Source organism: Corynebacterium glyciniphilum AJ 3170 (assembly GCF_000626675.1).
Taxonomy (GTDB): domain Bacteria; phylum Actinomycetota; class Actinomycetes; order Mycobacteriales; family Mycobacteriaceae; genus Corynebacterium; species Corynebacterium glyciniphilum.
Genome location: NZ_CP006842.1, coordinates 281284 through 294479, shown reverse-complemented (window position 1 = coordinate 294479; position 13196 = coordinate 281284). Strand labels below are relative to the sequence as shown.

The 13196-nt window shown below is 66.2% G+C and carries 11 protein-coding genes; 1 reads left to right on the top strand and 10 read right to left on the bottom strand.

From position 1 onward, the window contains the following. Entirely contained in the window at nt 1-1185 is a 1185-nt protein-coding gene (locus tag CGLY_RS01370) for a hypothetical protein (protein WP_227590331.1), read from the top strand. A gap of 57 nt (nt 1186-1242) precedes the next feature. Here CGLY_RS01370 and CGLY_RS01365 read toward each other — a convergent pair whose 3' ends face one another. The 10 genes from CGLY_RS01365 to CGLY_RS01320 form a co-directional block, all read right to left on the bottom strand. Beyond that, on the bottom strand, nt 1243-2622 hold the full coding sequence (locus CGLY_RS01365; protein WP_038545458.1) for an MFS transporter: 1380 nt from the start codon (nt 2620-2622) through the stop codon (nt 1243-1245). 93 nt (nt 2623-2715) lie between these two features. Further along, nucleotides 2716-3672, bottom strand: coding sequence for a PDR/VanB family oxidoreductase (locus CGLY_RS01360; RefSeq protein ID WP_038545454.1), 957 nt, complete (start codon nt 3670-3672; stop codon nt 2716-2718). A gap of 12 nt (nt 3673-3684) precedes the next feature. After that, nucleotides 3685-4881 carry an aromatic ring-hydroxylating oxygenase subunit alpha gene (locus CGLY_RS01355; protein ID WP_081803723.1) on the bottom strand — a complete coding sequence of 399 codons (1197 nt, stop codon included), beginning with the start codon at nt 4879-4881 and terminating at the stop codon, nt 3685-3687. A gap of 295 nt (nt 4882-5176) precedes the next feature. Next, nucleotides 5177-6670, bottom strand: a complete 1494-nt coding sequence (locus CGLY_RS01350; protein ID WP_052539438.1) for an APC family permease — start codon at nt 6668-6670, stop codon at nt 5177-5179. Nucleotides 6671-6698: 28 nt separating this feature from the next. Further along, a complete protein-coding gene (locus CGLY_RS01345) occupies nt 6699-7970 on the bottom strand; it encodes an FAD-dependent oxidoreductase (protein WP_038545451.1) in 1272 nt (423 codons plus the stop codon). Next, nucleotides 7967-9139: a tyramine oxidase subunit B gene (locus CGLY_RS01340; RefSeq protein WP_038545448.1), complete on the bottom strand. Its 1173-nt coding sequence runs from the start codon at nt 9137-9139 to the stop codon at nt 7967-7969. Before CGLY_RS01340 ends, CGLY_RS01345 begins: the two co-directional genes overlap by 4 nt. 79 nt (nt 9140-9218) lie before the next feature. Further along, nucleotides 9219-9821, bottom strand: a complete 603-nt coding sequence (locus CGLY_RS01335; RefSeq protein ID WP_038545445.1) for a TetR/AcrR family transcriptional regulator — start codon at nt 9819-9821, stop codon at nt 9219-9221. 32 nt (nt 9822-9853) lie between these two features. Beyond that, nucleotides 9854-11308, bottom strand: coding sequence for a lamin tail domain-containing protein (locus CGLY_RS01330; RefSeq protein ID WP_081803722.1), 1455 nt, complete (start codon nt 11306-11308; stop codon nt 9854-9856). Between the two features lie 60 nt (nt 11309-11368). After that, a complete protein-coding gene (locus CGLY_RS01325) occupies nt 11369-12535 on the bottom strand; it encodes a M20 family metallopeptidase (protein ID WP_081803721.1) in 1167 nt (388 codons plus the stop codon). After that, nucleotides 12528-13196, bottom strand: a complete 669-nt coding sequence (locus tag CGLY_RS01320; RefSeq protein ID WP_038545442.1) for a DUF1028 domain-containing protein — start codon at nt 13194-13196, stop codon at nt 12528-12530. The genes CGLY_RS01325 and CGLY_RS01320 overlap by 8 nt, the downstream gene beginning before the upstream one ends.

Below are 13196 nucleotides of genomic sequence, written 5' to 3'. Positions count from 1 at the left end.
ATGGGGACGGGGACCGGGACAGGAAAAACAACCGAGCAGCGGCGCCGCGAGTTCCGTGAGGAGAAACGGCGCCGGCGTCTATGGCTGGCGACAGCACGCCGTGCGGGGCGGATTCCGGACGGCAGAGGCCTGGAGCATTCCATCAGAGTGCTGCCACGCCCGGTCCCGGAGCGTCGGGCCGAGGTACTGGCGTCGGGACGCGCCACGCAGACCACGGTCCGGCAACGGTTCCGTGACCTCACTCGTGGAGTGGTGGTTGATCTGGCCACCGAAGACATGCCGGAGGAGTTCCGCGTTCTACCGGACGATTGCGGCGGCTTCGGCATGGACATCGTCACCCGCGCCCGTGCTCACTGGATGCTCAGTGTCGGCAGCGTCATCGGGTTCTGGGCAGCGGTCGCATTCCACGGTCTGCCGTTCTGGTGCGACGATGCACCAGTGGTACTGCTGCGCGACGGCTCGCCACGGGGCGACGCCCGCTCCTGGGTTGCCGCCACCACGCCGCGGGTGCCGGTGTTCCGGCGCTACCGTACAGGGACTCCGGTGGTGCGCCCGGACCCGGAGTTCCCGGACCTCCGGGTCGTCAGCGCCGATGTCGCCGCAGCCCAGTGCCTCCACTCGATTCTGAAGGGATCGCACGGCTGGGACGTCCCGCCTGTCCCCGGCCTAACGGACAGGGAAGTTCGTTCCATCCAGTTCATCGACGCCTTCTACCAGTGCACGTGGCTCACCGCTGAGAACATCCGGCGCGGATCGCGCAACTACGTCGATCGGAGGACCATCGACAAACTGTTGGCGTTGTCGGACATCGGGGCACAGTCTCCACGGGAGACACTCCTGCGGCTGTACACCCGTGACGTCCTCCCTGAAGGCTTCTCCTGGACGTCGCAGGTCACCGTACAGCTCGATCCGAAGGGTCGACCATGGAAACACCTGGTGGCCGATCTGGCCTGTGAGGAGTTGAAGATCGCTCTGTTTTACGACGGCGCGTACCACCGTGCTGAGGAGAGGCGAGGCATCGACTTCGAGCAAGTTCACCGGCTGCAGGCGTTGCGATGGGAGTTCGTGCGGATTGACGCGCGGCTTCTTTCGGACGTACCTCAGATGATGGAGGATGTCGACGAGGCGGTGGGGCGCGCCATTGATCGCGCGGATCCTCCTCTTCTGCCGAACCCCGACATCTGAGTCACCGCACAGAACGATCGTGATATCAGATTCGTTCTGTGCGGTGACTCAGATGTCCTAAGCCACGTTCCCGCTGGTGGAGCCAGCAGTATCCGTGGAACCAACGTAACTCCGCGACAGCCTCCGGTACTGCGGAGTGCACATCGCGGCGACCGCCAGCAGCACGCAGAGGATCCCGGCGACCACGAGGATCAGCGCGATGCCACGCGACTCCCCCGTCCCGAGCAACCACTCCCACTGGCGGGCCCCCTGCTCTGTGTTCAAGTGCGGGATCACCCACCACTCCGCCAACGGCGCGACCAGCAGCGCGGTCACCGGGGCCGTGGCCGCCTCGAAGGTCATGGCGAACCCGAAGACCCGCCCCTGGGTCGCGTACGGCACGACCTTCTGGATGACCGTCTGTTCCGCCGCCTCGACGGCGGGGATGAACGCCATCATCAGCCAGATGCCGACGACGAACAGCCAGCCCCACTCACGCAGCGTCATCACGGCACCGACCACACCGATCCCGGCGGCGAAGAGCAGCATGGTACGGATCGGGTTGCGTCCCAAACCCCACTTCGCGATGACACCGCCGCCCACGAACAACCCGGTGGACGCCACGGCGAACCAGATCCCCCACCCCTGGACACCGAACAGGTCGATACCGTAGGGGTCCATCAGCGCCATCTCCACTCCGCCGAAGAGGTTGTTGAGCGTGGTGAACAGGACCAGCGCGAGGAGTCCGGGAACGGCAATGACGGCGAGCCAGCCGCCACGGATGTCAACCCACCCCGTCGCGTCGTCCGACTGCACGATCTCCTTCTCGGGGATACGCACCGTGACCAGGTGCAGCAGGGTCATCGCCATGACTGCCACACCGATGACCAACGTCCAGCCCATGCCGAGGAAACCGACGGAGAGACCGCTGAAAACACTGGTGACCAGCATCGCCATGCCCTGGACGGTGCCGACGAGACCGTTGGCGTTGGCCCGTCGTTCTTCGGCGACCAGCAGGGTGACGGTCGTGGACAGGGCGATGTTGCGGAGCTGTTCGACGACGGCCCCGGCGAGCAGGACCACGGCGAACATCCAGAACCACGGCGTGCCCAGATCGGCGATCCGGCTCTCCCCGACGATGAAGAAGAACACGACGTCCAGGAGGATCACCGTCAGCGCGGTCAGGGTGGCCCACACCATCACGTTCTTCTTGCGGAAGCGGTCGACGAGGGTACCGAAGAGCATGCTGAACACGGAGACGAACAGCATGTAGGACGCTCCGATGACACCGGTGGCGATGACGTTGCGTGTCTCGGCGTAGATCCAGAAGGTCAGGACGAACCACAGGAAACTGGTCGTGATGTTCGCGACGGCGGTGTTGACCAGGACGTTGAGGAAGATGCGGAAGCCGTCCGGCGGGACGGTGGGCGCGGCGGGGGTCGGCGACGGTGTGTTCACGGGTCCGGCCTGTCTGTCGGTGCGGCGGAGAGAGCCGACGGGGACCTACAACCGTAGCCCAACCGTGGCCACCGTCGCCCGACACGGGGAGTATCAGAGGGCGAGTGTGAGGTTGGCGGTCCTCGACCTCGAGCAGCACAACGTGACCTGCGTGTTGGCCGCATGCTCGTCCGGCGACTGCACCTCATCGCGGTGATCGGGCACCCCGTCGACGACACCGGTGAGGCAGGCACCGCAGATCCCCTGTTCACACGACAGCTCCACAGCCACGCCGTGGGCGGCGAGCACCTCAGCGATCGTGTCGTGCTCGGCGACCGGGTAGGACGCCCCGGTCGAGGCGACGGTCACGGTGAAGGCGTCACCGGTGAGGTCAGGTTGTTCGGTGGGTGCGAAGCGTTCGACGTGGACGGCATCGGCAGGCCACCGCCCGCTCTCGGCGAGCTCGAGGGCGCGGCTGATGAATCCGGCAGGCCCGCAGATGTAGAGGTCATCACCGTCGGCGTAGGACTGCGGCAGGGTGTCAGTGCTCCGCAACGATTCTCCATCGTTGCTGAGGTGCTCGACGATGTTCGGCGACCACGGACGGGAGACCAGATGGTCGCGTAACGGCAGCCCGTCGGCGTCGGAGGCGTAGCAGTGCAGGGTGAATTCCCGACCGGTGGCGGTGCACTGCTCCGCCATCGCGGTCAGCGGGGTGGCGCCGATCCCTCCTGCGAGCAGGATGGTGCGCCCTGCTCCGCCAGTGGGGTGCTGCAGTTCGAAGTGGTTGCGGGGGCCGGTGACCTCGACGGTGTGCCCGACGCGGAGCTGGGTGTGGATCACCTCCGAGCCACCGCGTCCGTCCTCCTCACGTTTGACGGCGATGAGCCAGCGAGCTGTGTCACGGGGGTCACCGAGCAACGAATACTGGCGGATCACGGGTCCGAGGTGCAGGTCAATGTGTGCTCCGGCCGTCGCCGGTGGGAAGGCACCGTCGTGCGTGGGGTGCAGCTCGATGAGGACGACGTCGCGTCCTGCCCGTGTCATGGAGTGGACGGTCGCAAGGGTCATCTGTCCGTCCCCTTACGCCGTGAAGAACTGCGACAAGCCCAGCCCGCGCAGCGCTCGACGGTAGGCGATGGACGAGCGGTCGGCCGGGATGTGGACCTCCAACGACGGGTCGAGCGGAAGATTCTCCGGCTTCTGTGCCTCCACCATCGCGCGGTCCTCCTCGAAGACCTGCAGGTTGAAGTCGTAGACGTCCTGCACGGGCTGGTCGGTGTCGAAGTTGCGTACGCGGGCGTCGAACAGGCGGGTCTGCGTGGCGGAGACCGGGCAGGCGGTGTTCATCATCGCCAGGTGCTTCCCACCCGGGAAGTGGACGTCAAGGGTGGCGGTGAACGGGACGTGCAGCCGGAAGTGCCGCAACCACTGGAATCCGTCCGGTACCGCGGCCTTCACCTCGTCGGAGGCGTCGTGTGGGATGTTCGGCATGGTCGACCAGTACTCGGTCTCGAAACCGTCGGCGGTGCCCTGCGGGGTGTAGTCCGGCACCTCCGGCTGGTCGGCGAGGGCGAAGGACCGGTCGTGGACGAAGGCGAAGTGGGCGACGTCGAGGAAACCTTCGACCTGGCGTCCTGCGAAGGCTGCGACGTCGATGCCGGGGCAGTTGATCTGCTGGTAGCCGTCCTCGTCCCAGTGCGGGACGGGTGGAATGTCGGAGTCGGTGTCGACGCCGGGGACGTCACCGGGGTTCGCCGCAAGGTTCGCCCACACCAGGCCGTAGCGTTCGACCGCACCATAGGACGGCAGGTGCATCCGGTTCGGGATGCAGCTGGAGGGGTGGGCGGGGATCTCGGTGCAGCGGCCACCCTTGCCGAAGCGCAGGCCGTGGTAGGGGCACTTGATGCCCTTTCCGTCGTGCTGGTCCTCGCCGAGGCTGAGCATCATGCCGCGGTGGGTGCAGAGGTTGTCGGCGACAGTGACCTCACCGTCCACCCGGTAGACGACCAGGGGTTTGTCCAGCAGGGTGACGCCGAGAGGGCCTTCGGTGACCTCGGAGCTGTAGGCGACCGGATGCCAGAAACGGGCGATGATCTGCCAGTCGTCCGGATCGAAGGTGAGCTTGCGCGGCAGCGGGAGGTCGGCGGAGGTCGGGGCGGGACGCCCGGCGTTCGGGTTCCGGGGCGTGCGGTGATCGTGGGACGGGCGGGCGGGTGCGTCAATGACGCGGGAGACATCGGGCTGGAAGGTCGGTGCGGTCGGTGCGGTGGTGGTCATGACTGGTGTTCCTCTTCTCGTGCGTGGGGTGCTCGGGGGTGGTCAGCCCCGGCGGTCACCATGCGCGATCTGTCCACGCGTCCACCCGGCGAGGTGCCCCTGCGATGCAGGGAGCCCCGGGAGCGTCTGGGTCGTGGAGGAGGTCATGGGAGCCAGTCTGGTGGGCCCGTGTTTCGCTTCAGTGACGGTGCGGTAAAAGTCCGGCCGACGGGGGTCAGTCCGGAGGGACATGATCGCCCTCGTGGCTCAGATGGCGTCGGAGGAGACGGTATCGTGGCGGGTCCCTCAGACCGGGTCAGCGAGTCGTCCGCCCCATCCTCTTCTCTCGATCCTCCATTGCCCGGATGATGACGTCATCGTCGAACTCCGGGACGAAGGTCGAACACACCACCCCGGTCACGAACGCCACCGGGGCAGACAAGGCCAGCAGCAGGGCCACCACTTCATTGCCACCGACGAGCATCGTCAGGTTCGTGGCGATGAAATACAGCGCCGTCGCCAAGCCGAGGAACGCCAGCACCGGCGCAACAGTCCGCTTCCACACCCCCACCGGCAGCGCCGGCGTCGAACGGAAGTAAGACAGCACCGCGACGGAGACCAGCAGCATCAGGATGATGATGGTGAACGTCGCCAGCCCGGAGAACCAGGTGAAGATCTCGGTGACGGGGTCGAGGCCCACCAGAGCGCAGACGACGGTGAGCACGAAGACCGTACCGGTCTGCACGATCGACGACATGTGTGGTGAGCGATAGGTCAGGTGCACCGCACGCAGCCGCCGCGGCAGGCCACGCTTGTGGGAGATGGCGTGCTGATAGCGGGTGAGCACGTTGTGAAAAGACAGGACACAGGCGAACAGGCTGGTCAGCAGCAGGACATGCACGACCGGTCCGGCCCAGCTTCCGAGGTAGTTCACAGCAGTGGTGGCGATCATCTCGTCCGGGTTCGCCGTAGCTTCGGCCAGCACGTTGTCCGTACCCCATGCCTGGACGACGGCCCAGCCGGAGACGGTGTAGAAGATACCGATCACCGCGACGGAGATGTAGGTCGCCCGCGGGATGGTGCGGTCCGGGTTGCGGGCTTCGGAGCGGAATACGGTGGTGGACTCGAAGCCGATGAACCCGGCCATAGCCATCATCAGCCCGACTCCCATCGCCCCGGAGAAGATGTTCTCCGGCAGGAACGGATCCACATTAAGACCCTGGCCTTCGGCACCGCCGCGACCCACGACGACCACGTCGATAAGCACGACGATGGCGATTTCGGCGATGAGCAGGATGCCGAGTGCCCTGGAACTCAGTTCGATGCTGCGGTAACCCAGGTAGCCGACGACCGCGGCGACGGCGATGCTGAACACCCACCACGGGATATCGACGATCGGCGCGAGGAGCAGGGTGAGCTGCTGGCCAAGGAATCCGTACACCGCGAACTGGATGGCAGTGTAGGTCAGCAACGCGAGGTAGGCGGTACCCATGCCGAGACGCCGTCCGAACGCGGTCTCCACGTAGGAATAGAAGGCACCGGGCTCGTCGATGTACCTCGACATCGTGGTCAGCCCGACGGAGAACAGGACGAGGATCACCGCGCCGACGGCGTACATCGTCGGGAATCCGGGGCCGTTGCCGGCTGCCATGCCGATCGGCAGGGCACCGCCGATGACGGTCAACGGGGCTGCAGCGGCGATGACCATGAAGACGATGGACGTCGTGGTCAGGGAGCCGCCCGAGAGTTTCGTCCCGATGCCCGGCGCGTCGGTGCCGTCGGGTGCCAGGGTGCTGGTCGGGTGGGACATGGTGGTGACCTTTCAGGACGTGGGCTGGTCAGGAGGTGAGCGCGGTGACCCCGTGGCTGGGGTCTTTCGCCGCTCGCGGTGTGGTGGGGTAGTCGAAGGTGCGGGGACGCAACGGCGAGAAACCGTCGACGGCCAGGTCAGCGGCGATCCGCCCGTATACCGGGGCGAACTTCATGCCGTTGCCGCTCATGCCGGTGGCGACGGTCACTGCGCCGTCGCTTCCCGGGGCGGGGCCGAGGATCGGAGCGTGGTCGGTGGTGAAACCGTCGTGGTGAAGGGTCAGGCGGGCCGGGTCGTCCAGCATGCCCTCGAAGAACGCCGAGCTGCGTTCGGCGAAAATGCTCGTGAGAAGCTCTGGCAGGACGCCGGTGCGCAGTGCCTCGATGCCATCAGGTGTGGCCGCGCCACCGGCAAAGTCACCGTGGGAGATCTTCACGCTGTAGCCGTCGAGACTCGGCGCACCGTAGCAGTGCCAGACCTCGCCGGTGGAGGTGACGATGTCGCGCATGAAGATCGGGAGGCTCTCGGGCAGGAAGTCGGTGATCTGCAGGGGCAGATACCAGGTCAGTGGAATCGCCTGCACGTTGATGTGGTCGGAGAGCTCGGGGTACAGGTCGGATGCCCAGGACCCGTTGGCGACGATCACCTTGTCTGCTGTGACCGTCGTTGCCCCGTCCGGTCCCACGCACCGGATCATGGTGCTGCCCTCGGGCCCCTCCCCCGGTTCGATCGACAACACGCGGGTGTTGTCGCGCAGTTCAGCACCGGTGTCGAGGGCGAGCTGCTGGGACAGGGCGACGGCGAGCTCAGGACGGATCCCGCCGCCGGCGGGGTCGACGATGGCGATGTCCGGCGCAGCGTCCGGGTTGGTCGTGGAGGATGCGGTGAACGCCGGGAAACGTTCAGCCAGTTCAGCGGCGTCGAGCACCTCATGGTCGAGGCCGTGCTCCCGGATGACCTCCATGGTCTGCACCATGGTGGGGAAATCCGCAGGGGCGACGCTGACCGCACCGATCGGCAGGAACACGTCGCGTCCGGTGCGTTCGTTGAGTTCCAGCCACATCCGGCGTGCCTCCTGCACCATCGGGATGTAGATGCCGCCCTCCTTCAGCGCGACGCGGAACAGGCGCGACTCGCCGGAGTATGAGCCCTTCGTGTGGATACGTCCGAAGCGCTCGATGCCGAGGATGCGGGCACCGGGAGCACGCTCGGTGAGCTGCCACAACGCCATCGAACCGATGGAGCCGCAGCCGACGACGACGTAATCGTAGTGATCGTAGTGATCGCAGTGGTCACTCATGCGAGCTCCGGGGAGTCCCAGACCGGCAGGGACGTGCCGATGCCGTTCTCCAGAGCACGCCGGTACAGCGTGGTCGCCCACGCGACGTCCTCGACCGGCATGCCACCGACGGAATAGACCACGATGTCATCGTCCGAACGTCGTCCGACAGTCGCACCGTTGATCACGTCGGCGATGTCGACGACCGTGCCCTCTGAGATCTCGCCGTTCTTCTCCAACGCGAGGAACTTGTTGCCGATGATGCCGACGGTCTCGAAGGCGTCGTCGCCGAACTCCTCATGCCAGCACTCGTAGAGGCTGCGGTTGTCGAGGACAAGGCGTCCCGCGCCAGACGCGAGCCACCAGTCGGAGATGTTGACGCAGGACGGGATGGAGACGAACGCACCGGGCGACAACCAGGACGGGTCGAGGACCGGGTAGTTGCCCGAGCCGATCGGTGCCGTGGTGGTGTAGGCGATGACCTCGGTGTCACGCACGGCCTCCTCGGCGGTGTCGACGACCTCGACTGTGGTGAACTGCGGCAGCGTCTCGTCGATCCACGCGAGGAAACTGTCGATTCCCGCCGGGCTGCGGCCCTTGACCTTCACCGTGTTCAGGGTGGGCACGCCGGCAGCAAAGGCCTCGAGCGCGGTCTTACCCATCACCCCCGGTCCCACGACGGCTGCCGTCGTCGCACCGGGTTTGGCGAGGTGGCGGGCACCCACGCCGGAGACCGCACCGGTGCGGTAGGACGACAGCAGATTGCCGTTCATGATGGCCAGCGGTGCGCCGGAATCGGCGTCATTGAGGATGAAGGTGTGGATCGAGCGTGGCAGGCCGGACGCACGATTCTCGATGTTGGAGCCGTACCACTTCACTCCGGCGGTGTGGAACTCCCCGCCGAGGTAGGCGGGCATGGCCATGAAACGGCGATCGGGACCATTCTTCGGCATTCGGTTGTGCGGGGACTCGTCAGGGAACAGGACCATGGAGCCGTGGGAGTTGTTGTTGGCTCCGCCCATCCGGTAGTCGCCGACGCCGAGGAGAGAGAACATCTCCTCCATGGTGTCGACGCAGGCGGGCATGTCCTTCACCCCGGCGGCGACCATGTCCGGTTCACTGAGGTAGAGGGTGTCAAGGTGCGGGCTGGACGGAGCGGTGACGGCAGGTGCTGGGACGGTGGTTGTCATGGTCCCTATGCAACCGGCCGGGTGTTTCACGACCGTTGCCGTGCCGTGACTGTTTTGTACGCGTGGAGAAAAACAGGGGTCAGGACGTAAAGACCCGGTTACCGAACGAGGTCAGCTGCGCTCTGAGCCGGTCCGGGGCGGCTTGGTCCTGATTCAGCGCGGCCCAGACCTGAGCACCGGTGAGCATCGTGAGCAATTCATCGACAACGGCGCTCTTCGCCTCATCGCTGACGGTACCGTCCCACAGGTCACCGTCCTGCGCCGCTTCGTCGAGACGATCGAGGAAGTAATCGTGCCACTGGGACATACGCTCGGCGAAGATCTCCGCCTCGTCCTGCCGGGTGACCGCGCGCTGCCAGAACGCGGTGACGACGCGGGCCTCGGCACGTCGGACGGCGTCGAGAGGCAGGATCTCCTCGGCGAGACGCTCCAGCCCGGCGCGGCCGCGTTCACGTCCGTCGGTGCCCGCCCGCTCGTTCGTCGCGGCGTAAACGTACTCGAAGGCAGCGGTCACTACGGCGTCCTTGCCCGGGAAGTAGTAGCGCAGCAGACCGTTGGAGAAGCCGGTAGCGTCGGCGATGCGGCGGGTAGTGACTGCATCGAGGCCTTCGTCGGCAATGAGTAGCCACACCGATCCGATGATCTCGTGGCGTCGCTGGTCGTGGTCTACGCGGCGGGGCATGCCCGCCGAGTGTAGTAAAGGCTCCGGCGGGATCAGGCGGCGGACGAACTGGTCGACCCGAGGCTGCCGGTCGGATCGGACGGCAGATCACCGGGCACCTCACCGGCAGAGCGCACCGCGCCGCGCAGGCCGACACCGTCGGTGGCCCCATCGTCGGTCCAGAGGAACCGTTCAGTCCCGCCAGCATCGACACGGCGGGCGTAGCCCTCGTTGGCGAGGTTGTCCATCCCCTCAGGACGTGCATAGATCGTCTCGTCGGCGGGGCCGAACCCGCCCTCGCCAGTGACGAGAACCTGGGACGCACCGTCGCAGGCCTCGTCGCACAGAATAGCCAGTTCGCCGGTAGCTGCGTCGTAGTCGCTGGCCATAACGCCCTCGAAGGGGGCCTCGTAGCGCTGCACGAGAGTCGCCTCATCCTCGGCGAGGGCGACGAACAGGACATCGCCGGTCTCTTCGACGCCGACGGCGAAGAGTGCAGAGTCATCTGCGTCGGAGATCCAGGCGATTGTCTCGAGGCCGCCGTTGGCGCCGATCTCACCGGTGAACTCGGCGAGGTTCCATTCGTCGGTGGCGTGCAGTTCACCGGCGGCCGGGCCTGCCTCCCCACCGCCGCTGAGTTCGAAGCGCAGGACCGAAGGGCGGGAGGCGTCCTTGCTGCTGTTGTCCCGCTCAGTGGCGACGTACAGCGCGCCGTCGGGGCCGACGGTCACGCCTTCGGCGTCGGGCAGGCCGCTGCCGTCCTCGTAGCGCAGCTGGTGACGGCTGTCGATGTGGTAACTGTTAGCGTCCTGCGGAGTGAGGGCGTAGAGCGTCCCCTCGTCGTTGTTAACGACGTAGGCGGTGCCGTCGGAGCCGAAGTCAACACCGGACATGTCTTCGGCGATGAAGTCGCTGACGAGGTCACCGCCGTGGTCGTCGGTGAGAGCGACGGGGCTGATGTCCTGCGGGTCGTAGGGCCAGGCATCGGCGGGATCGCCGGGGCTGCCTGGGTTCGCTCCTTCAGCGACGTTGCGCAGGCCGCGGGTGGGTTCGCCGGTGACAGCGAAGTCACCGGTCATGTCGGGGACGCGTCCCCAGGTAGTAGCGGCATGTCCGGACCAGATGGTCTCGTCGACGACGGTGCCGTCAGCGTCGGAGAGGGTCACGGAGTCGTTGCTGCCGAGGCCGAAGGACGGTTCCGTGTAGACGGCGAGGTAGCCGCCGGATTCGATATCGGTGTCGGCCGGAAGGATGACGGGGGCATGGGAATCGTCGTCATCGATGATGCTCCATCCAGAGACGTCGACGGAGTCACTCGGGTCGGTGTTGGCGAGCTCCACCCAGTCCCCCGCCGGGTCGCCGTTGGACTCGACCTCGTTGATGACGACGGAGGAGTCGGACGCCGTGGCCGAGCTTGCTTCTGGAGCGGCGACGGCGATACCGGACACTATAAGAAAAAGGAGAGTCAGGGCCAGCGGGAGGGGCGCGATTCTATGGAGTTCGTTCACATCCTCGCAGGCTAGGTGACCTGGGTGGATCTCAGTGATCTAAGGAGTGAACAGCGGGTGTCAGGCCGACCCGACACCTTCAGTCGGAGCACACACGATGTCCACCGCCGTCCAGGCCAGGGCCACGGCCCCATCGAACAGGGTCTGTTCTGCCACCTGCCCCACGCATGCCTCGGCGAAGGGTGCCTGGTGATTCAGCACCGGATAGGAGCCCACACCGATGTACGGGTGGATGGCAGGCACTGCCCAGGACACGTTCGCCATGTCGGTCGATGCCCGGCACATGTCCGCCTCGGGGCCGTCGCCCTCGCGGTGCAAATCCCGGCCGAGAGCCCGGGCGTTGTCCTCGTAGAACCGCAGGGCACGATCGGCAGTGCGGAAGTCGGAGTAGGGCTTGGATTCGTCTCGGATCTCCACCTCGCATCCGGTAGCCAGGGCACCAGCCTCGAAGCAGCGCTTGACCTTGTCGCCAGTCTCTTTGAGCTGCTGCATATCGTTGGCACGCACGTACCACCGTCCCCGGGTCCGGCCAGGGATCGCGTTGGGGGCATCTCCGCCGTGGGTCACTATCCCGTGCACCCGCACGCTGGACGGCAGCTGTTGTCGCAGCAGGGCGATGCCGACTTCAGCGACGGTAAAGGCGTCGGCAGCATTGACTCCTTCCGTCGGGTAGGACGCCGCGTGCGCCGCCTGCCCGGTGTAAGTGACTTCCCAGTGTTCGACGGCAAAGGGGCGGGCGCGGACGACGTCCACTGGCGCGGGGTGCACCATCATCGCGAAATCAAGGCCGTCGAAGGCCCCTCGGTCGAGCATCTCGATCTTGCCTCCACCACCTTCCTCGGCGGGAGTGCCGAAGACTTCCACGGTGAGGCCGAGGTCATCCGCCACAGACGATAGTGCGACGGCGGCTCCGAGGGACATGGAAGCGATGAGGTTGTGGCCGCAGGCGTGACCGATGTTCGGCAGGGCATCGTATTCGGCCATCAGCGCGAGGCGGAACGGGCCGCTGCCGTAGGTGGCATGGAAGGCAGTCGGCAGGTCGACGAAGTTCTCCCTGACGCTGAAGCCACGGTCCCGCAGAAAAGCGGCGCACCGTGCCGCGGACTCGTGCTCCTGCCAGGCGGTTTCCGGATGGGCGTGCAACCACTCGGACAGTGCTACGAGATCGAGCTGTGCCGCACTGACCGCATCCTTCAGAATCTCCTTGTGTGCCTCCACGTCACTCATCGCCGGGCACCCCGTAGGAGGGAGATGATGCTGGGTCTTTGCCACGGGTGACGTAGTCGTCACGCTGTGGCAGCCAGGTCTCCAGTAGCATTTCCAGATCGCCGAGCGGATCCTCCGACCAGTCCACGCGCAGATCGGTCTCTGCCCATCCGGCGCCGCGAATGACGGCGAGGCCAGCGGAATGCACCGGCCCGGCCTCTCCCCCGGCCCCCAAGCCCGCCTGCATGGCGGCGAGCAGGCGGGTTTCCAGCTCGCCGCCGGTGTCGCCGAATTCGGCGAGCATGGCATCGGGGACAGAGGTGGCGGCGAGCATGTTGCCGGCGACAACGGCGTCAGCGCCGACGGAGGAAGCGTACGTGCCCAGTGTGTGTCGCCCGGAGTGGGCGGTGCCGGCGCCAGAAGGAGCAAGGACGCTGATCTGGCGGTAGTCGAGTGTGTCGTCGTCGGCTTGCAGTCGGGTGACTGCCTCCGCCGGGCTCAGTCCGTCTGCGAGGAGGTCGAGTAGATAAGGCCCGAACCGCGGATCAGTGATGTTCTGCGACGCGACCACACCGACACCACCGCGCAAGTGCAGGCACCGTGCCGCAACGGCCGGGGAGGACGAGGAGACGGCCATGCCGAGGGCGCCATCGGCATCCCGGGCGATGATGGAGAAAGTCAT

Bases quoted from the DNA above. Each gene is read 5' to 3' on its own strand.
- CGLY_RS01370 (WP_227590331.1), top strand. From the start codon at position 1: ATGGGGACGGGGACCGGGACAGGAAAAACAACCGAGCAGCGGCGCCGC.
- CGLY_RS01360 (WP_038545454.1), bottom strand. From the start codon at position 3,672: ATGACCCTTGCGACCGTCCACTCCATGACACGGGCAGGACGCGACGTC.
- CGLY_RS01355 (WP_081803723.1), bottom strand. From the start codon at position 4,881: ATGACCACCACCGCACCGACCGCACCGACCTTCCAGCCCGATGTCTCC.
- CGLY_RS01350 (WP_052539438.1), bottom strand. From the start codon at position 6,670: ATGTCCCACCCGACCAGCACCCTGGCACCCGACGGCACCGACGCGCCG.
- CGLY_RS01345 (WP_038545451.1), bottom strand. From the start codon at position 7,970: ATGAGTGACCACTGCGATCACTACGATCACTACGATTACGTCGTCGTC.
- CGLY_RS01340 (WP_038545448.1), bottom strand. From the start codon at position 9,139: ATGACAACCACCGTCCCAGCACCTGCCGTCACCGCTCCGTCCAGCCCG.
- CGLY_RS01335 (WP_038545445.1), bottom strand. From the start codon at position 9,821: ATGCCCCGCCGCGTAGACCACGACCAGCGACGCCACGAGATCATCGGA.
- CGLY_RS01325 (WP_081803721.1), bottom strand. From the start codon at position 12,535: ATGAGTGACGTGGAGGCACACAAGGAGATTCTGAAGGATGCGGTCAGT.
- CGLY_RS01320 (WP_038545442.1), bottom strand. From the start codon at position 13,196: ATGACTTTCTCCATCATCGCCCGGGATGCCGATGGCGCCCTCGGCATG.